This window comes from Bacteroides sp. MSK.20.82, from assembly GCF_019052485.1.
GTDB lineage: Bacteria > Bacteroidota > Bacteroidia > Bacteroidales > Bacteroidaceae > Bacteroides > Bacteroides thetaiotaomicron.
Genome location: NZ_JAHQUN010000013.1, coordinates 51,806 through 69,788, shown reverse-complemented (window position 1 = coordinate 69,788; position 17,983 = coordinate 51,806). Strand labels below are relative to the sequence as shown.

Below are 17,983 nucleotides of genomic sequence, written 5' to 3'. Positions count from 1 at the left end.
TGTGGGCGTGGTCTACTATGAACTGCTGCGGGCGTTGTCTCCTGCGCTAAAAAAACTTATATTTCAAAGAAGATTGAAACACGTACTTCTTTGTTTTGTTTACATTTACAGACAAAATAAGGTTCTACAAGAATAAGTTTTTTATGATACAAGCCAATAATACCACTTCTATAGATGAAACCGATGGACTGCCAATGCCGAGACGTATCTGGGCGGTGGTTTCCATCGGATTTGCACTTTGTATGTCGGTGCTCGACGTGAATATTATCAACATCGTACTCCCTACGCTTTCGCACGATTTCGGAACTTCGCCTGCTGTAACTACATGGATTATAAACGGTTATCAGTTGGCGATCGTTGTTTCGCTGCTGTCTTTCTCTTCTTTGGGGGAGATTATCGGTTATCGGAAAGTGTTCCTGTCGGGCATTGGGCTGTTTTGCATCACTTCGCTGATTTGCGCCTTGTCCGATTCATTCTGGACGCTGACGATTGCACGTATCTTTCAGGGATTCAGTGCGTCGGCCATCACAAGTGTGAATACGGCGCAGTTGCGCTACGTATATCCGAAAAGCCAGATTGGGCGGGGAATGGGAATCAATGCGATGGTAGTGGCGATATCGGCGGCTGCCGGTCCGTCGGTGGCAAGCGGCATACTTTCGATAGCCAGCTGGCACTGGCTGTTTGCCATCAATGTACCGCTGGGGATTACGGCACTGCTGCTGGGAATCAAGCATTTGCCGAGACAGGAAGAGCGGTCGAAGCGGAAGTTTGACTTCGTGAGTGCGATAGCCAATGCGGTCACATTCGGGTTACTGATTTATACGCTGGACGGATTTGCGCATCATGAGGAGATGGATTTCCTTGTGCTGCAATTGATCATATTGGCCATCGTAGGAACGTTTTACGTACGGAGGCAACTGACTCAGACGACTCCGTTGCTGCCACTGGACTTATTGCGGATACCGATTTTCCGGCTTTCGATTCTGACGTCTATCTGTTCGTTTATCGCTCAGATGGCGGCCATGGTATCTCTCCCGTTTTTCCTTCAGAATACGTTGGGTCACAGCGAGGTCATGACAGGATTGCTGCTGACTCCGTGGCCGTTGGCGACTCTTGTGACGGCACCGTTGGCAGGTTATCTGGTGGAACGCATTCATCCGGGGATATTGGGGAGTATCGGGATGGCCTTGTTTGCTGTCGGACTTTTTTCACTTTCGGGGCTTACTGCCGAATCGTCCGATATCAGTATAATTCTTCGTCTGATGCTTTGCGGAGCCGGTTTCGGATTGTTTCAGACACCCAATAACAGTACGATTATCTCTTCCGCCCCAACGAAACGTTCGGGCGGTGCAAGTGGAATGCTGGGGATGGCACGGTTGCTGGGACAAACGTTCGGTACTACGTTGGTAGCGTTGCTTTTCAGTTTTGTCGTGCACGACCGGAGTACGGCGGTCTGCCTCATGGTCGGAAGTGGGTTTGCTGTTGTGGCGGCGATTGTCAGCAGTCTGCGGTTGTCGCAACCGTCTACGCTGAAAAGAGAAACGAATCAGTCATGACGAACAGAAATTTCTGTCATCCGAAGCGAAAATCATGGGAGAAGAAAATGGGATCAATCCGGAAAACTGGTTGTTTCCAGTTTGTTTCTTTCCGAACGGAAAATGAATCAAACAGTAGTATCTCCATTGGGGGTGACTAAAAAGTCGATTCTATCTCGAATCTCCTCCTTCGGGAAGAGTGGTCGAAGACCGAGGTGGTAGGAAAAAGAATGTTTATTCCTATTTCTTTGTAATGATAGGGTTATGTGTTCACCTACCACCTCCCCCTACGGGTACTCCTCCTTCCCGAAGGAGGAGATTTAAGATACTATTGACTTTTTAGTCAGCCCCATTCAAGATACTATTGATTATCATTTAGCTCAAAACCGTGCGATATAGAGCCCAACCAGCTTTTTGGCTAACCCAGAGAATGTTAATGATTTAACATTCGTCTCCGGGCATCCAGAGAGCCCAAAGGAGAAAGGGCGTATCATCGTTGGCAGACTAAGGCATTTATCGTATATAGAAACGGCGCTTTAACGTAGTGTTAAAGCGCCGTTTCTATATATGATAAATAGTACGTTCTATTTTACTGTATTTCAGCAATATACATTGCTTCATCGCCGACGTCCTCCTTTTATCCGCCAGCAGTCCGCTGTCGCCGGGATTGCTGTTCTGACAACTTCCGGTCTGCACGCGGGAAGACGGATGTGTATGCCTTGCCGGTCCCTGCTTAGAAGAAAAACCTCAATATGTCATTGAAGTTTGCCCAAATCAGCAAGCCGAACAGAAGCACCATACCGGTCATCTGAGCGTACTCCATAAACTTGTCACTCGGTTTACGACGGGCTATCATCTCGTAGAAGAGGAAGAGCACGTGTCCGCCGTCCAATGCGGGGATCGGAAGAATGTTCATGAAGGCAAGGATGATGGAAAGGAAGGCGGTCATGTACCAGAACTGGTGCCAGTCCCACGTAGCAGGGAAAATGCTTCCGATAGTGCCGAAGCCGCCCAACTGTTTGGCTCCTTCTTTCGAGAAGAGATATTTCATGTTGCCGACGTATCCTTTCAATGTCTTCACACCCAAAGAGACGCCTGCGGGGAAAGATTCAAAGAATGTGTATTCCTTTTTCACCATAGGCAACAGACGATCCGTTGTCAGACTGGCAACTACGCCCATCAGATAAGCGGAATCCACGCGCAGGGAAGTCGTATCGGTCACACCGCCACGCACATACGTCAGCGTAATCAGACGAGGGTCGATGCTGTCTTTCAGAAGTGCTTCGGCGTTTTTCTTGCGTTCCGCCATCGTCTGCTTGAAATCAGAGAAGGAGATGGATTTTCCGTCCAATGCGATGATACTGTCGCCCGGCAGAATGCCTGCCTGCGCAGCGGGAGAATTAACCATCACGCTGTCAATCACATACGGGAAACGGAAAGAAGCGAAACGAACGCTGTCCGCCATCAGGCGCTGCATCATGTCTTCGGGAATGTAGACGGAGGCTTTCTTGCCGTCACGAAGCACTGATACCTCACGGGCATCGGCTATCTGACTCAGCATATCGCCGTCATAACGTACGAAAGGCACATTGTCGGCAGACAAAAGGATGTCGCCATCCTGAAAACCGACCGCTTTCGCCGTTTCGTTGAAGTCCATACCGAGGGGAGCTTCTTGAACCTTTATATACTGGTCGCCCCAAGCGAAAAGAATCATTGAATAAATAAAAAGCGCCAACAGGAAGTTGAACAGCACACCGCCCACCATGATCAGAAGGCGTTGCCAAGCCGGCTTGGAACGGAACTCCCAAGGTTGCTCAGGCTGCTTCATCTGTTCGGTGTCCATCGACTCGTCTATCATTCCGGCTATCTTGACGTAACCGCCCAGCGGCAGCCATCCTACCGCATACTCCGTATCACTTCTCTTGGGTTTGAACTTGAACAAGGTAAACCACGGGTCAAAGAACAAGCAGAATTTTTCTACACGCACCTTGAACAACCGGGCAAAAAGGAAATGCCCGCCTTCATGAATAATAACGAGCAAGGATAAGCTCATTATCAGTTGCAGGGCACGAATTAAAAATGTTTCCATATAGTCTATTTACAATTTAAAGCCTCATCCAAACCCTCTGCTCATAAGAGGAAAACCGAGGCGCTTTCTAATTTATATTACTTATTTATATTTTTCATTGTTCACGAAATCAGCTCCGGCGCTATCACGGAATCAGCTCCGCAGCTATTCTCCGCGCTTCGGCGTCGGTAGCCACATAGTCGTCGTAAGCAGGAGCGGCTACAAACGCGGCACGTTCCATTGTCTTTTCGATCACATCGCTCATACCGAGGAAGCTGATGCCGTCCCGGAGGAAAGCGGCTACCACTACTTCGTTAGCGGCATTGACAATGCAAGGCATATTTCCGCCCCGATACATCGCCTCGTAAGCCAGGGCAAGGTTGCGGAAACGCTTCGTATCCGGTTGCTCGAACGTCAGGTTCGTGCACTGGGTGAAGTCGAGCCTGTCGAAAGAAGAGCAGATACGGTCGGGATACGAGAACGCATACTGGATGGGCAGACGCATATCCGGCATGCCTAGCTGTGCCTTGACGGCACCGTCCTCAAACTGCACCATGGAATGAATGACCGACTGCGGATGCACCACCACCTCGATCTGGCTGGGCTGCACGCCGAACAGCCATTTCGCCTCGATGACCTCAAAGCCTTTGTTCATCATGGATGCGGAGTCAATGGTGATCTTGGCTCCCATCTCCCAGTTGGGATGTTTCAATGCCTGTGTCTTGGTGACGGACTTCAGCTGCTCCAGCGTGCAGGTCCGAAACGGACCACCGGAAGCGGTCAGTATCACCTTCTCAATCGGGTTCCCGACTTCTCCAGCTAAACACTGGAAGACTGCCGAGTGTTCAGAGTCCACCGGCAAAATGGGAGTGTGGTATTGCTGTGCCAGTTGGTTGATCAGTTCTCCCGCCACCACAAGCGTCTCCTTATTGGCAAGCGCAATGGCTTTCTTGGCACGAATGGCGTTGATCGTCGGCTTCAGTCCGGCATAGCCCACCATTGCCGTCAGCACCATATCTACCGGTCCGGCCTCCACGATCTGACAGACCGCGTCGATTCCGGCATATACTTTGATCGGAAGGTCGCTCAGCGCTTCCTTCAGTTGGGCGTACTTTTCTTCGTTGGCTATCACCACCACTTCCGGCTGGAACTTGCGTGCCTGTGCAATCAGCAGTTCTACCCGGTTGTTGGCCGTCAGGGCATAGGCTTCGTAGAGGTCGGGGTGTTCTTCGATCACCTGCAACGCCTGCGTCCCGATAGAGCCCGTAGAGCCTAAAATAGCTATTTGTTTCTTCTTATTCTTCTTTTCTGAATCCATTATTATCTAATTCCTCTGTCACTTGTCACTTATAATCGTATATCCCACTTCTCGTCATTGGCTTTAAAACACGATGTATTTCTCCGGATTGACAGGATGTCCCTTGTACCACAGTTCGAAGTGGAGATGCGGCCCTGTGCTGAGCGTTCCGCTGTTTCCCACCAGTGCGATGGCTTCGCCTCCTTTCACGCGGTCGCCTTCTTTTTTCAGCAGCGAGCCGCAGTGCTTGTAGATCGAGACGAAATCCTGACTGTGCTGTACGCCTATCACGTAACCGGTTTCAGCGGTGTAGGTGCTCAGAAAGACGGTGCCGTCCATAGTTGCCAGCACGCTTTCGTTGGGGTTGGCGGCAATATCCGTTCCAAAGTGTTTCTTATCGGTGTTGAAATGGTCGGAAACCATTCCACGGGTCGGACGATACAGGATCAGTCCGTTGACATCCGGCTGCGAAACGATCGTAGTCAGATTATATTTTTCATTTTCTTCGTATTGGCGGCGAAATTCCTCTTCACGTCTGGTACGTTCCATCAGGGTGTCTTCGCGGGCGGCGGTCAGCGAGTCGAGCGTCTGCACGCTGTCTATGGGCACTTTTCCGCTGAAAATATCCTGTATGTTCATGATGTAGAGGTTCTGCCTGTTGAGCAATTCCTGCAAGGAATCCACGCGGAGCGCGTTGTCCACGATCTGACTGCGGACTTCACTGTTCATATATCCGGGGAGATAGTTGCGCAAAGGGGTGAAGGCAATGATACAGGCGGCAATCAGAAAAAGCACCGCCAGCACGGACAACAGCACCGAAAGCCCGTTCAGCTTGGATACCCGAAGCCCCACGATTTCTTCAAGGGTATTCTCATTGATAATGGTGAGTTTATACTTGAACTTGAAATTGTTCCAAAATGCTTTACTCCGTTTTCTTGGCATCTTTATTAATTATTAATCTTCCTCCAAATCTTCCAAATTCAACAATCCTTCGGGAAGCTCGACTGTGATGAGCTTCTTTTCCTGATTGATTTCCACTATAAATTCTTCCTGTGCAGGAATGAGGAGTTCTTCTCCGTCCTCCTGTTCGACCACAAAAAGGGTGTTCACCGTAGCGGTATCCACTTCGACCACTTCGCCCAGCTCGCCGTGACGAACGTCTTCCATGCGGAAACCGACGAAGAAGTTCCACGACAGTTCGCCGTCTTCCGCCTCTTCCGCGTGCTTCACCGGGAAGTAGACTTCGACATTGGTGAACATACGCGCGCGTTCCGCCGTTTCTATGCCTTCAAGCTTCACCAGTGCGGTGGAGTCCGAACGGAAACGGTATTCTTCGATGAAAAACGGTACGAAAATACCGTCGAGCAGGCAGATCAGATAATCGCAGTCCACACGGTCGAAGATGTCGTCCGTGAAGGTAAACTGCAACTCGCCGTGAATGCCGTGCGGCTTGTTGAATAGTCCGATTTTATATACTTCTTCTTTCTTTATCATATTCGAGTGATTCTGGCGCCGATGGCGTTAAGTCGTCCTTCGATGTTCTGGTAGCCACGGTCTATCTGTTCGATATTGCTGATCGTGCTGGTTCCTTCGGCGCTCATGGCGGCGATGAGAAGGGCGATTCCCGCACGGATATCGGGCGAAGTCAGTCGGGCGCCGCGCAGCTTGAAGCCGTGGTTGTGTCCGATTACTACGGCACGGTGAGGGTCGCAAAGGATGATCTGAGCACCCATGTCGATGAGCTTGTCTACAAAGAACAGGCGGCTTTCGAACATCTTCTGATGGATCAGTACGCTTCCTTTGGCTTGGGTGGCCACCACGAGCATCACGCTCAGCAAGTCGGGTGTCAGTCCCGGCCAGGGGGCGTCGGCAATGGTCATGATGGAGCCGTCGATGAATGATTCTATTTCGTATGTTTCCTGTGCAGGGACGTAGATATCGTCTCCCCTCTGTTCCAGTTTGATGCCCAGCCGGCGGAAACTTTCGGGGATGATGCCGAGGTTCTCGTAGGAAACGTTTTTAATGGTAATTTCGCTTTTGGTCATGGCAGCCATGCCGATGAAACTCCCGACTTCAATCATGTCGGGCAATACGGTGTGCTGTGTGCCGTGCAGTTCTTCCACGCCCTCGATGGTGAGCAGATTGGAAGCGATGCCGCTGATCTTTGCTCCCATCCGGTTGAGCATACGGCAGAGCTGCTGCAAGTAAGGTTCGCAGGCGGCATTGTAAATGGTGGTAGTGCCTTTTGCCAGTACGGCAGCCATCAGAATGTTGGCTGTACCGGTCACGGACGCTTCATCAAGCAGCATATAGCTGCCTTGAAGCCTGTCGGCCGTTATCTCATAGATACCCCGCGACTCGTCATAACGGAAATCGGCTCCCAAATTCTGAATCCCCACAAAGTGGGTGTCCAGACGACGGCGACCGATCTTGTCTCCACCCGGCTTCGAAATCAACGCCTTCCCGAAACGTGCCACCATCGGACCGATCAGCATCACCGACCCCCGAAGACTCGAACACTTCTTCAAGAACTCATCACTCTCCAAATAAGCCAGATCAACGTTCTCCGCCTTAAAACTGTAAGTATCAATGCCTTCCTTTGCAACCGTCACTCCCATCTCCCGCATAAGCTGAATCAGATTGTTGACATCCAGAATGTCAGGTATATTGTTCACCGTCACTTCCTCAGCAGTCAGCAACGTGGCACAGATAATCTGCAAAACTTCGTTTTTGGCCCCTTGCGGATGAATCTCCCCGCTAAGCCGATGTCCTCCTTCAATTACAAATGAAGCCATTTATTTTAAGTAATAGGTAATAAATAACAAGTAATAGGTAATAGGTAAAATAGGTAATAGGTAATAAGTAATAATAAGTAAGATTCTCAATACATGCAACACGCCGAACGCAGCTATGCTATTACTTATTACCTATTACTTATTACCTTTTAATATCTTCTCCGCGGATTATTATTCCGATTATTGGTATAGTTCACCTTTGGGCGGTAGTTCTGGTTCAGGCGTTCTGCCATCAGTCGGACGATGTCGTCTGTCAGTTGGAGCTTGCCGCCGGAAAGTTCGTTGAGGTCTTCCGCAATTTTGCGGTCGTCTACGGTATCTTTGTTCCATGCCATGTAGTCTTTCTTCATGTGGTTGCAGATCATGGCTGTCAGATTTCTCTTGTCGTTTCCTTCGGGAAGTTCGCAGGCTTTCTTGATCAGCACTTCCAGCGTGTGTCCGTAGTGGCGGTAGCGCATACGGGTGGTAGAATACGGGATTGGTTCCGGCTTGGTCACCAGGTTGTCTTCGCGGATGATTTCGTAGGGATAGTCAATATCCAGCTCAAAACCGGACATGATGGCCAGGTGATCCCAGAGTTTATGCTTGAAATCGGGCACATCACGCAAATGGGGGAACATATTTCCCATAATGTTGATAATTGTGTTAGCACAACGCTGACGCTCGGCACGGTCCTGAATGGTCAACGCATAATCTACCATGTTCTGTATGCTGCGGCCGTACTCGGGAAGCGGCATTCTTTTCTGCTGGGTATTGTATTGCATCTTTTAAATTAAAAGTTTTAAAATTAAAAATTAAAAGTCGGAGGACGACGGTCACTCACTAATCACTGTTTCCCGCCAAAGGCGGTTCACTTACTGAGGCACTTTATTCTACCGAAGTGCGTTATTCAAGAAGCGACTTCTTCGGCAACGAGGCTACAAATTCTTTCAGATAGAAAGGTTCGAAGTAGGCCACGTCTTTATAGTCTTCCCTGGCAACTGCTTTTTCTGCCAGCGGATACATCATCTTCGCCAACGGATGAATGTCATCGATAAAATGCGCATTCGGATGCGTGATCTTCTCGCGGCACTTGGCGGCTCCATTTCCGTAGAAATAAACGGGCGCTTCGTTCAGAAACTCCAGATAGGAGTTCTCATCGACAATATCGGCGGCGATAGCGCGCTTCACGTTCAATGCACGGTCGTAAACGGCAGCGTACACTTCCATACGGCGGGCATCGAGCATCGGGCAGAGCAACGCATCTTCCGGCAAATCGTGATACAGCAACACGGGCACACTCAGCACTTCGAGCGTAGGAAGACCGATCAAGGGTACATTCCGTCCGTAACAAATGCCTTTTGCCATCGAAACTCCAATCCGCAATCCTGTGTATGATCCCGGACCGCAACTCACTGCAACTGCATCCAAAGGTATGGCATGACTATCAATGAACGACAACGCTTCATCAACAAATACTCCCAAAGACACGGCGTGTGAAGGGCCCTTCAAGTCTTCTTTCACAAAAATCGTCTGTCCGTCTTGACTTGCCGCTACCGAGCAAACAGTGGTAGAGGTTTCAATATTCAGTATACACGACATAAAAATCAGCTTATTAAATTGTCGCAAATTTACATGATTATTTCCAATTCTTAAAATATTCGTGTACTTTTGCACAAAACTTTAAGTATATGATACAGTCGATGACAGGATACGGCAAAGCTACGGCCGAACTTCCAGATAAAAAGATAAACGTAGAAATCAAGTCGCTCAACAGCAAAGCAATGGATCTTTCCACTCGCATCGCTCCGGCTTATCGTGAAAAAGAGATCGAAATCCGCAACGAAGTCTCCAAAGTACTGGAACGTGGAAAGGTGGACTTCAGCCTCTGGATAGAGAAAAAAGAGGGTACGGACAGCGCAACGGTCAACAAGGAGTTGATGAAAAATTATTTTTATCAACTCGACGAAATCTGCATCGAACAAGGAATACCCAAACCTGCTCCCAATGAATGGCTACAACTATTACTCCGTATGCCGGACGTCATGTCCAAGACTGAAATCCAAGAGTTGACGAAAGAAGAATGGGAAATGGTACGTGCCACCGTACTCGAAGCAATCGGTCATCTGGTGGACTTCCGCAAACAGGAAGGCGCCGCACTGGAAAAGAAGTTCCGCGAAAAGATAGCTAACATCGCACTGCTGCTCGAAAAGATAACTCCTTACGAAAAAGAACGGGTGGAGAAAGTCAAGGAACGTATCACCGATGCGCTCGAAAAGACACTCAACACGGACTATGACAAGAATCGGCTGGAACAAGAATTGATTTATTACATCGAAAAGCTGGATGTCAACGAGGAAAAACAACGCCTCACCAACCACCTGAAATATTTCATCAGCACGCTGGAAAGCGGCAACGGACAAGGCAAAAAGCTCGGTTTCATCGCTCAGGAAATGGGACGGGAAATCAATACGCTCGGCAGCAAGTCCAATCATGCCGAAATGCAGAAAATCGTTGTGCAAATGAAAGATGAGCTGGAACAGATCAAGGAACAGGTGCTGAACGTAATGTAATTATTTAATGGAAAGTTGAAAATTGAAAATGTCGACAAGTCTATGATTTTCAACTTTCAACTTTCAATTCTCAATTTTCAATTAAACAAATGACTGGCAAGTTAATTATTTTTTCTGCCCCGTCCGGTTCGGGCAAATCGACTATTATCAACTATCTGCTGACGCAGAACTTAAATCTTGCGTTCTCCATTTCTGCAACCAGCCGCCCACCGCGCGGGACGGAGAAACACGGGGTTGAATATTTCTTCCTTACTCCCGAAGAGTTCCGTTGTCGCATTGAGAACAACGAGTTTTTGGAATACGAAGAAGTGTACAAGGATCGGTATTACGGAACGCTGAAAGAACAAGTGGAAAAGCAGTTGGAGAAGGGGCAGAACGTGGTATTCGACTTGGATGTAGTGGGCGGATGTAATATCAAAAAGTATTACGGTGAGCGTGCGTTGTCCATCTTCGTACAGCCGCCCTCCATCGAAGAACTCCGTTGCCGACTGACGGGTCGGGGTACGGATGATCCCGAAGTTATCGAGTGCCGCATCGCAAAGGCGGAATACGAAATGACTTTTGCTCCCCAGTTTGATCGTGTCATCGTCAATGATGATTTGGAGGCGGCAAAGGCTGAGACGTTGGAGGTTATCAAAGAATTTCTGAATAAGGAATGAAAGAATCTCTGAAAAAACGAATAGAGAGCATAGAAAAGAAGGAGGGATCGACCGAAAAATTCATGTATCTGTGCGGCATTATCGGCATTGTAGATATAGTGTTCGGTATCCTTTCACTTTATCTGCATTTTTGGATTGCCGCCGGCATCTTTTTCTTAATTGCTGTGAGGCAGGCTATCGTTTTTCCCAAATGGAGAAAAAAGCTGAGAATGGAAAGGGAAGCCAAGAAGATGACAGAAAGTCAAAGTTGAAAAAGAAGGTCTAAAAGAGAACCCAAAAGAGCAAAAAAAGAACAAAGAATAGAAAGATAAGAAGACGTCAAGAAGAAAAAAGTAAAAACGAGAAGATGAGAATGGCAGAGAGCAATAAACTAAAAACCGGAATCTTCAGCGGGTCATTCAATCCGGTACACATCGGACATCTGGCCTTGGCCAACTATCTTTGCGAGTATGAAGGGCTGGATGAAATTTGGTTTATGGTCAGCCCGCAAAACCCGCTGAAAGCAGGAACGGAGCTATGGCCAGACGACCTGCGTCTCCGGTTAGTAGAACTTGCCACAGAAGAATATCCCCGCTTCCGCTCTTCAGACTTCGAGTTTCATCTGCCCCGCCCTTCATACAGCGTACATACGTTGGAAAAGCTACATGAAACTTATCCGGAACGGGACTTCTACTTAATTATCGGCTCGGATAACTGGGCACGCTTCGACCGCTGGTATCAATCGGGGCGCATCATCAAAGAAAACCGTATTCTTATCTATCCCCGCCCCGGATTTCCGGTAAATGAAAACGGGCTGCCCGAAACAGTCCGTCTGGTCCATTCGCCTACCTTTGAAATAAGTTCGACGTTTATCCGTCAGGCACTTGATGAGAAGAAAGATATAAGATACTTCTTGCATCCAAAGGTTTGGGAGTATATTAGAGAATATATCCGACAGAGTATAACGGATAATTAATCATCCACTCTTGCTTCCGATAATCTGACATAGAAAATCGTACTCCGTGTAATCCCGCATTTTTCTCTACGAAGAAACGCAAACTCTTCGATTGCAGATTTTCCTCAGCTTTTACTTCAACAGGGATGACGCTAACATCTTTTTGTAAAAGGAAATCCAGTTCTCCTCTGGATGTATCCGAAGACCAGTAGTAAATACTCAGTCCTTTCACTGACTTCAATTGTTGTAATACATACTGCTCTGTAATAGCTCCTTTATAATCACTAAACAACACATTCCCCTCCAATAACGCTTGCGGTGGAAGCCCGCTCATAGCTCCCATTAATCCGGTATCTAACAAAAATAATTTAAATGCCGAAAAGTCCTCATAAGCCGACAATGGGATTCCGGCTTTTTTCACTCGGCTAACCTTGTAAATAAGTCCTGCATCAATCAGCCACTCAATAGCCAACTCAAAATCTTTCGCTCTGGCTCCTTCCTTCACGACACCATAAATAAACTTCTTATTTTCCTTAGCCAATTGAGCCGGAACAGAACGCCAAATCATACGAATCCGAGGCACTTCGGCAATAGGAGCATGTTTGGAGAAATCACGATCATAAGAATCCAGAATTGTCTGCTGTAGCTGTCGCACTTCGGCATAGTCTTTATGATTAATAAAGGCATTCACAACTTCAGGCATTCCTCCGACATAATAATACTGTTTGAGCAAATCTATCAATTTAGAACGAAAAGCAGCGATCAGCCCCCAGTCTTTTTTTGCAAGTAAACGGGCAAAAGCCTCTTGCCCGACAGCCTCCAAAAACTCCGAAAAAGAAAGAGGATATAAATCCATAAAATCGACCTTCCCGACGGGAAAAGAATCATTGCTATGCATGGCAATGCCAAGGAGGGAACCTGCTGCAACCACATGATACTGAGGAGCTTTTTCTTGAAAATACTTCAATGCCGTCAATCCGCGAGGCGCTTCCTGAATTTCATCAAAAATAATTAATGTCTCAGTATCTACTACGATGCCGGTCACTAATTGAATAGCCATCAGAATGCGCTCGACATCAAAGTCTTTCTGAAAAACATCTTTCATCACTTCGTTATCCTCAAAATTGATGTAAGCAAACTGTCTGTAAGCTGATGATGCAAATTCTTTCATCAACCATGTCTTCCCCACCTGCCGGGCACCACGAACAATCAAAGGTTTCCGTGTTGTCTTCTCCTTCCAGTCATATAACTGTTGCATTGCATCTCTTCTCATATTTATTCTTTTATAATCAACGATTTATGAACTGCAAATATAAGCAACTGAATAGAAAAGAACAAAAAGTCATGCATAAAAATGTGCTAATAACACAAAAAGTCGTACCTAAAAGTGTGGAGTTCATCAGAAAGTCGTACCTAAAAGTGTATCTACTCTTTGAGACGATGAAGCGTAATCATTATGATTTCTGCCGGAGCACCGATTCGTACAGGCATCTGAGAAGTACCGATCCCATTAGTAACAATCAATGGCATTTTAGTTGAATTGTACGCCAGTCCGGTCAGAAAGCGGGTGCCGTAGTGGGAGTTCTGTATCGGGGCGTAACCGAATACGCGTACCTGTCCACCATGAGTATGTCCCGCCAAAGCGATGTCCGTGTTGGCCACCGAAACATCCTCCACGTAGTCGGGAGTATGCACCAACAAGATAACGAAGTCGTTGGGAGAAAGCGCCAGTGTGGGCGACACCCCATTTTGTTTCAAGTCGAAAGGATTGCGTACTCCGGCAAGGATAATCTGCTGACCGTCTTTGCGTAATGTATCGACTTCGTGTTCCAGCGGACGCATCCCGTAATGCTTCATCGTGCGGATTATTTCGTCATGGCAGCGTTCATAATCATTATTTCCCATTACTCCGAAAGTTCCCATCGGTGTTTTCACACGAGCCAATGCGGCAAATAACGGTTCTACGTATTCACAGCCTTCCTGATAGTCTCCTCCCATCAGCAAGACGTCCGGTTTTTGGGCGATCAAAAGATCGACAAGGTTGTTCAAGCCTTTCTCTTTCAGCAGACTCTTGTAATGCAAGTCGGAAATGAAGGCGATGCGGAAGCCTTCGAAGGCTTCGGGGACATCACGGTGGGTGAAGTCATATTCCACGACACGGTCTATGCCGCTATAAGTGGCAGGGACGTTCACGGTAGAAGACGTGATCTTCGTTCCGCGAAGTACCAAATTACGTTCTTCCTGCTCGGTCGCAGCTTCTTTCTTCGCTGTTTTCTTCTGCTTTTTCGTCGAAACTTTCAAGTCGGCAAGCTGAGAATGATCCGGAGCAAACAGGTCGTCGATAGCGGCGGAACTGTCCGGACGGACGGAATCGACATTGAGCACAGGACGAGGCAGGGTCGATACGACATTCTTCTTTGACTTACAAGATACGAACAGGAATAATACGAATATTATGAACAGGTAATTTATTTTTTTCATCTTCTTTGGTTTATTTTCTTCTACATATAACACATTCCCCCACTATTTGAGGCGCAAAGATAGGAAAAATCATGTATCTTTGTCCGTCAAAACTTATTATTATATATTAAAGCATGGAAGAAGTAAAGCGTAACTCGCTGCGTGCGTGGATATTAGCAGCACGTCCCAAAACTCTGACAGGAGCCATTACGCCGGTCATGATCGGTAGCGCACTTGCTTATATGGATGGACATTTTCAATGGTTGCCGGCCCTTATCTGCTGCCTGTTCGCCGGTCTGATGCAAATTGCCGCCAATTTTATCAACGACCTCTTCGACTACCTCAAAGGAACCGACCGCGAAGACCGGCTGGGACCGGAACGAGCCTGCGCACAAGGCTGGATTTCACCGAGAGCCATGCGAAACGGAATCATCGTCACCGTCCTGTTCGCCTGTCTGATCGGATCTGCGCTGCTGTTTTATGCCGGATGGGAGCTGACCATAGTAGGACTTCTCTGCGTACTCTTCGCTTTCCTCTATACCACAGGTCCTTATCCATTATCCTACAACGGCTGGGGCGATGTTCTGGTCATCGTATTTTTCGGATTCGTCCCCGTGGGTGGAACGTACTACGTACAGGCGCTGACATGGACTTCGGACACAACGGTAGCTTCTCTGATCTGCGGACTGCTGATTGATACCTTGCTGGTAGTCAACAATTACCGAGACCGTGAAGCGGATGCACGGAGCGGAAAGCGGACGGTCATCGTTCGTTTTGGCGAGAAGTTCGGACGCTATCTTTATTTGATGCTGGGGGTGGCAGCAAGTCTTCTGTGTTTCTGGTTCTTCTTCGAAGGACACTTGTTTGCCGCACTTCTTCCGTTACTCTACCTGATTCCTCATGTCCTCACATGGAGACGGATGGTGCAGATTCACAGTGGTAAAAAATTAAACAGCATACTAGGTGAGACTTCACGTAATATGCTGTTAATGGGTATTTTGCTATCAATAGGATTCTTGATCCGACATTGATTTATTTTCCGTACATCTTTTCGTAATAGCCTTGATAGTCTCCGCTGGTCACCTCTTCCACCCAGTCTTGATTTTCAAGATACCATACGATTGTCTTCACGATGCCATCTTCAAATTTCGTTTCGGGATACCAGCCCAAGGCGTTCGTGATCTTCGTGGGATCAATGGCATAACGCTGGTCGTGCCCCAGACGGTCTTTGACAAAAGTGATCAGATCGTTGTTGATCCAGTCAACGGAGATTTCTCCGTCTTCACCTTTCACTTTCTTTTTAAGGACCTGACGATATTCCGGTTTCTCGGTCATTAGTTTACGGATAGTGGCAATGGTCAGCTTCACAATTTCAAGATTGGTTTCTTCGTTGTGACCACCTACGTTGTACACCTCGCCCTCTTTGCCTTCGCGCACTACCAAGTCGATCGCTTTGCAGTGGTCTTCTACGTAAAGCCAGTCGCGCACGTTGCTTCCGTCACCGTAGACAGGCAGATGTTTGCCTTCGAGTATATTCTTGATAATCAGCGGAATCAGTTTTTCGGGAAAATGATAGGGGCCGTAGTTGTTGGAACAGCGGGTGATCGTTACCGGCATTTTATAAGTGTCGTGATAAGCCATGACTACCATGTCGGCACTGGTTTTCGAAGCGCTGTACGGGCTGTGCGGACAAAGCGGGGTTTCTTCCGTGAAGTAGCCTTCCGCACCGAGTGAGCCGTACACCTCGTCGGTAGATACCTGATGGTAGCGCACTCCTTTTCTCCAGGTAGGATATCCCTGTTCGTCCTTACCCATCACCCAGGCACGGCGGGCACAATCCAGCAGATTCTGCGTACCGAGGATGTTGGTGATCAGAAACAGTTGCGGGTTTTCGATACTGCGGTCTACATGGCTTTCGGCGGCGAAGTTCACGACATAGTCGAAACGGTATTCGGCAAAAAGGCTGTCCACCACTTCGCGGCTGCAAATGTCTCCTTTGATAAAGAAACAACGTTCGTTATCGATATCTTTGGCAATAGTTCCCAGATTACCCGCATACGTCAGGGCGTCAAGAACCACCACTTTTATATCGCTGTGCTTGGCCAAGATATACTTAATATAATTGGCGCCAATAAATCCTGCGGCACCGGTCACCAGATAAGTTTTCATATATGATTATTTATGTTTATTTCAAGGGTTGTTTAGACAGTTCTATCAGGTATTTACCGTATTCGGTCTTTTCGAGTTTCTGTCCGAGCAGCAGCAATTGTCCGGACGAAATCCATCCTTGCCGCCAGGCTATCTCTTCGATACAGCTGACGTAGAAGCCTTGCCGGTTCTGAATGGTAGCCACGAAGTTGGAGGCTTCGAGCAGGCTGTCGCAGTTTCCGGTATCCAGCCATGCGAATCCGCGTCCGAACAGTTCCACGTTCAGTGTTCCTTCTTCGAGGTACAGGCGGTTCAGGTCCGTTATCTCATATTCTCCACGTGCCGAAGGGCGGAGAGAAGCCGCTTTTTCCGTCACGGTAGCGTCGTAGAAATAAAGTCCGGGAACGGCATAATTACTTTTCGGCACCAGTGGCTTTTCTTCCAGAGAAATCACTTTGCCTTGTTCGTCGAACTCCACTACCCCATAAGCCCGAGGATCTTTCACATAATAGCCGAAGATGCAGGCTCCCTTCTCCACACCGGCAGCACGCCGGAGCATAGCGGAAAACCCTTGTCCATAAAACATATTGTCCCCAAGAATCAGACAACCTGCCTCACCGTTCAAGAAATCAGCTCCCAACACAAAGGCTTGTGCCAGTCCGTTAGGCTGCTCCTGTATTTTGTAAGAGAAAGACATCCCGAGCTCCTCACCTGAGCCCAACAAGTCCCGAAACATCGGCAAATCACGCGGAGTAGAGATGATCAAGACCTCCCGTATCCCTGCCAGCATAAGCGTAGACAGCGGATAATAGATCATCGGCTTGTCGTATACGGGCATGATTTGTTTGGAAATCGCTTTGGAAAGCGGATAAAGACGAGTGGCGCTTCCACCGGCCAGAATAATTCCTTTCATTGTCGTCTGAGTTATTCATTTTACTGTGTGCAAAGGTCGGAAAGAAATCTGACGTGACAAAATGAATTGTAAGAAATCTATCCTGCCAGTTCAATAACTTCGAGGTCTTTGAACGTTCCGTTGTCGATGACAAAGCGCACCATTGTCCGCACTTTATGGAATCCGGACATCCCTGCGGCTCCGGGATTGATGTGCAGCATGTCCAACGTTTTGTCGTATTTCACCTTTAATATATGGGAGTGTCCGCTGATGAAAAGTTTCGGCGGACGTGCCATCAGGCTGCCGATAACCGAAGGGTCGTACTTGCCCGGATACCCGCCGATATGCTTGATCAGCACTTCCGCTCCGTCCACCGTGAAGCGGTTCACCTGCGGGAACATCTTCCGTATTTCCTGCCCGTCTATGTTGCCGTAAACCGCCCGCAGGGGACGGAAAGCCGCCAGCTTCTCGGCTACTTCTACCGAACCGATATCTCCGGCATGCCAGATTTCGTCGCACGATTCAAAATATTCGAGATATTTTTCGTCCCAATAAGCGTGGGTATCGGACAATAATCCAATTCTTGTCATAATTTTCTTTGTTTAGTCCTGCAAAGATACTATATTTGGGAAAATCTTAAAGC

General features: G+C 47.9%; 18 protein-coding genes. 6 read left to right on the top strand and 12 right to left on the bottom strand.

The window, feature by feature from the left end; translation table 11 throughout:
* Nucleotides 1-143: 143 nt before the first annotated feature.
* Nucleotides 144-1,556 (top strand): MFS transporter, encoded by a 1,413-nt coding sequence (locus KTR07_RS13770; protein WP_008766368.1) that lies wholly within the window; start codon nt 144-146, stop codon nt 1,554-1,556.
* Nucleotides 1,557-2,268: 712 nt separating this feature from the next.
* Here the strand turns inward: KTR07_RS13770 and rseP are convergent.
* The 7 genes from rseP to tsaB form a co-directional block, all read right to left on the bottom strand.
* Nucleotides 2,269-3,624 (bottom strand): RIP metalloprotease RseP, encoded by a 1,356-nt coding sequence (rseP, locus tag KTR07_RS13765; RefSeq protein WP_008766369.1) that lies wholly within the window; start codon nt 3,622-3,624, stop codon nt 2,269-2,271.
* A 124-nt stretch (nt 3,625-3,748) separates the two neighbouring features.
* Nucleotides 3,749-4,921: a 1-deoxy-D-xylulose-5-phosphate reductoisomerase gene (locus KTR07_RS13760; protein WP_008766370.1), complete on the bottom strand. Its 1,173-nt coding sequence runs from the start codon at nt 4,919-4,921 to the stop codon at nt 3,749-3,751.
* Nucleotides 4,922-4,984: 63 nt separating this feature from the next.
* Nucleotides 4,985-5,842, bottom strand: a complete 858-nt coding sequence (locus tag KTR07_RS13755; protein ID WP_008766371.1) for a M23 family metallopeptidase — start codon at nt 5,840-5,842, stop codon at nt 4,985-4,987.
* A gap of 12 nt (nt 5,843-5,854) precedes the next feature.
* The gene (rimM, locus tag KTR07_RS13750; RefSeq protein ID WP_048695840.1) at nt 5,855-6,394 is read right to left on the bottom strand and encodes a ribosome maturation factor RimM; all 540 of its coding nucleotides are present in this window, start codon (nt 6,392-6,394) and stop codon (nt 5,855-5,857) included.
* Nucleotides 6,391-7,695 carry a UDP-N-acetylglucosamine 1-carboxyvinyltransferase gene (gene murA / locus KTR07_RS13745; RefSeq protein ID WP_055229676.1) on the bottom strand — a complete coding sequence of 435 codons (1,305 nt, stop codon included), beginning with the start codon at nt 7,693-7,695 and terminating at the stop codon, nt 6,391-6,393. Before murA ends, rimM begins: the two co-directional genes overlap by 4 nt.
* 149 nt (nt 7,696-7,844) lie before the next feature.
* Nucleotides 7,845-8,459, bottom strand: coding sequence for a DUF4290 domain-containing protein (locus KTR07_RS13740; protein ID WP_117981392.1), 615 nt, complete (start codon nt 8,457-8,459; stop codon nt 7,845-7,847).
* A 121-nt stretch (nt 8,460-8,580) separates the two neighbouring features.
* The gene (gene tsaB / locus KTR07_RS13735) at nt 8,581-9,276 is read right to left on the bottom strand and encodes a tRNA (adenosine(37)-N6)-threonylcarbamoyltransferase complex dimerization subunit type 1 TsaB (RefSeq protein ID WP_008766373.1); all 696 of its coding nucleotides are present in this window, start codon (nt 9,274-9,276) and stop codon (nt 8,581-8,583) included.
* 89 nt (nt 9,277-9,365) lie between these two features.
* On the opposite strand from tsaB, the gene KTR07_RS13730 reads away from it, so the two are divergent.
* The 4 genes from KTR07_RS13730 (at nt 9,366) to nadD (ending at nt 11,861) form a co-directional block, all read left to right on the top strand.
* The gene (locus KTR07_RS13730; RefSeq protein WP_117981391.1) at nt 9,366-10,247 is read left to right on the top strand and encodes a YicC/YloC family endoribonuclease; all 882 of its coding nucleotides are present in this window, start codon (nt 9,366-9,368) and stop codon (nt 10,245-10,247) included.
* 89 nt (nt 10,248-10,336) lie between these two features.
* Nucleotides 10,337-10,906 (top strand): guanylate kinase, encoded by a 570-nt coding sequence (gene gmk, locus KTR07_RS13725; RefSeq protein WP_117981390.1) that lies wholly within the window; start codon nt 10,337-10,339, stop codon nt 10,904-10,906.
* The gene (locus KTR07_RS13720; RefSeq protein WP_117981389.1) at nt 10,903-11,157 is read left to right on the top strand and encodes a hypothetical protein; all 255 of its coding nucleotides are present in this window, start codon (nt 10,903-10,905) and stop codon (nt 11,155-11,157) included. Before gmk ends, KTR07_RS13720 begins: the two co-directional genes overlap by 4 nt.
* Nucleotides 11,158-11,252: 95 nt before the next feature.
* Nucleotides 11,253-11,861, top strand: a complete 609-nt coding sequence (nadD, locus tag KTR07_RS13715) for a nicotinate (nicotinamide) nucleotide adenylyltransferase (RefSeq protein WP_117981388.1) — start codon at nt 11,253-11,255, stop codon at nt 11,859-11,861.
* On the opposite strand, the gene KTR07_RS13710 is transcribed toward nadD, so the two are convergent.
* Both KTR07_RS13710 and KTR07_RS13705 read right to left on the bottom strand, forming a co-directional pair.
* Nucleotides 11,824-13,113, bottom strand: coding sequence for an ATP-binding protein (locus KTR07_RS13710; RefSeq protein WP_011108087.1), 1,290 nt, complete (start codon nt 13,111-13,113; stop codon nt 11,824-11,826). The two genes, nadD and KTR07_RS13710, sit on opposite strands and share 38 nt — an antisense overlap.
* Before the next feature lie 152 nt (nt 13,114-13,265).
* Entirely contained in the window at nt 13,266-14,321 is a 1,056-nt protein-coding gene (locus KTR07_RS13705; RefSeq protein WP_113748205.1) for a metallophosphoesterase, read from the bottom strand.
* Nucleotides 14,322-14,434: 113 nt separating this feature from the next.
* On the opposite strand from KTR07_RS13705, the gene KTR07_RS13700 reads away from it, so the two are divergent.
* Nucleotides 14,435-15,331 carry a 1,4-dihydroxy-2-naphthoate polyprenyltransferase gene (locus KTR07_RS13700; protein ID WP_113748204.1) on the top strand — a complete coding sequence of 299 codons (897 nt, stop codon included), beginning with the start codon at nt 14,435-14,437 and terminating at the stop codon, nt 15,329-15,331.
* Between the two features lies 1 nt (nt 15,332).
* Here KTR07_RS13700 and rfbB read toward each other — a convergent pair whose 3' ends face one another.
* From rfbB to KTR07_RS13685, 3 genes are all read right to left on the bottom strand, one after another.
* Nucleotides 15,333-16,469 carry a dTDP-glucose 4,6-dehydratase gene (gene rfbB, locus KTR07_RS13695; RefSeq protein ID WP_008761096.1) on the bottom strand — a complete coding sequence of 379 codons (1,137 nt, stop codon included), beginning with the start codon at nt 16,467-16,469 and terminating at the stop codon, nt 15,333-15,335.
* 16 nt (nt 16,470-16,485) lie between these two features.
* Nucleotides 16,486-17,361: a glucose-1-phosphate thymidylyltransferase RfbA gene (gene rfbA / locus KTR07_RS13690; RefSeq protein ID WP_011108090.1), complete on the bottom strand. Its 876-nt coding sequence runs from the start codon at nt 17,359-17,361 to the stop codon at nt 16,486-16,488.
* A gap of 77 nt (nt 17,362-17,438) precedes the next feature.
* Complete coding sequence (locus tag KTR07_RS13685) at nt 17,439-17,930, bottom strand: metallophosphoesterase (RefSeq protein ID WP_008766431.1); 492 nt, start codon at nt 17,928-17,930, stop codon at nt 17,439-17,441.
* Nucleotides 17,931-17,983 lie beyond the last annotated feature (53 nt).

Excerpts from the sequence above, each read along its gene's own strand:
- KTR07_RS13770 (WP_008766368.1), top strand. The coding sequence starts at position 144 with ATGATACAAGCCAATAATACCACTTCTATAGATGAAACCGATGGACTG.
- rseP (WP_008766369.1), bottom strand. The coding sequence starts at position 3,624 with ATGGAAACATTTTTAATTCGTGCCCTGCAACTGATAATGAGCTTATCC.
- KTR07_RS13760 (WP_008766370.1), bottom strand. The coding sequence starts at position 4,921 with ATGGATTCAGAAAAGAAGAATAAGAAGAAACAAATAGCTATTTTAGGC.
- KTR07_RS13755 (WP_008766371.1), bottom strand. The coding sequence starts at position 5,842 with ATGCCAAGAAAACGGAGTAAAGCATTTTGGAACAATTTCAAGTTCAAG.
- rimM (WP_048695840.1), bottom strand. The coding sequence starts at position 6,394 with ATGATAAAGAAAGAAGAAGTATATAAAATCGGACTATTCAACAAGCCG.
- murA (WP_055229676.1), bottom strand. The coding sequence starts at position 7,695 with ATGGCTTCATTTGTAATTGAAGGAGGACATCGGCTTAGCGGGGAGATT.
- KTR07_RS13740 (WP_117981392.1), bottom strand. The coding sequence starts at position 8,459 with ATGCAATACAATACCCAGCAGAAAAGAATGCCGCTTCCCGAGTACGGC.
- tsaB (WP_008766373.1), bottom strand. The coding sequence starts at position 9,276 with ATGTCGTGTATACTGAATATTGAAACCTCTACCACTGTTTGCTCGGTA.
- KTR07_RS13730 (WP_117981391.1), top strand. The coding sequence starts at position 9,366 with ATGATACAGTCGATGACAGGATACGGCAAAGCTACGGCCGAACTTCCA.
- gmk (WP_117981390.1), top strand. The coding sequence starts at position 10,337 with ATGACTGGCAAGTTAATTATTTTTTCTGCCCCGTCCGGTTCGGGCAAA.
- KTR07_RS13720 (WP_117981389.1), top strand. The coding sequence starts at position 10,903 with ATGAAAGAATCTCTGAAAAAACGAATAGAGAGCATAGAAAAGAAGGAG.
- nadD (WP_117981388.1), top strand. The coding sequence starts at position 11,253 with ATGAGAATGGCAGAGAGCAATAAACTAAAAACCGGAATCTTCAGCGGG.
- KTR07_RS13710 (WP_011108087.1), bottom strand. The coding sequence starts at position 13,113 with ATGAGAAGAGATGCAATGCAACAGTTATATGACTGGAAGGAGAAGACA.
- KTR07_RS13705 (WP_113748205.1), bottom strand. The coding sequence starts at position 14,321 with ATGAAAAAAATAAATTACCTGTTCATAATATTCGTATTATTCCTGTTC.
- KTR07_RS13700 (WP_113748204.1), top strand. The coding sequence starts at position 14,435 with ATGGAAGAAGTAAAGCGTAACTCGCTGCGTGCGTGGATATTAGCAGCA.
- rfbB (WP_008761096.1), bottom strand. The coding sequence starts at position 16,469 with ATGAAAACTTATCTGGTGACCGGTGCCGCAGGATTTATTGGCGCCAAT.
- rfbA (WP_011108090.1), bottom strand. The coding sequence starts at position 17,361 with ATGAAAGGAATTATTCTGGCCGGTGGAAGCGCCACTCGTCTTTATCCG.
- KTR07_RS13685 (WP_008766431.1), bottom strand. The coding sequence starts at position 17,930 with ATGACAAGAATTGGATTATTGTCCGATACCCACGCTTATTGGGACGAA.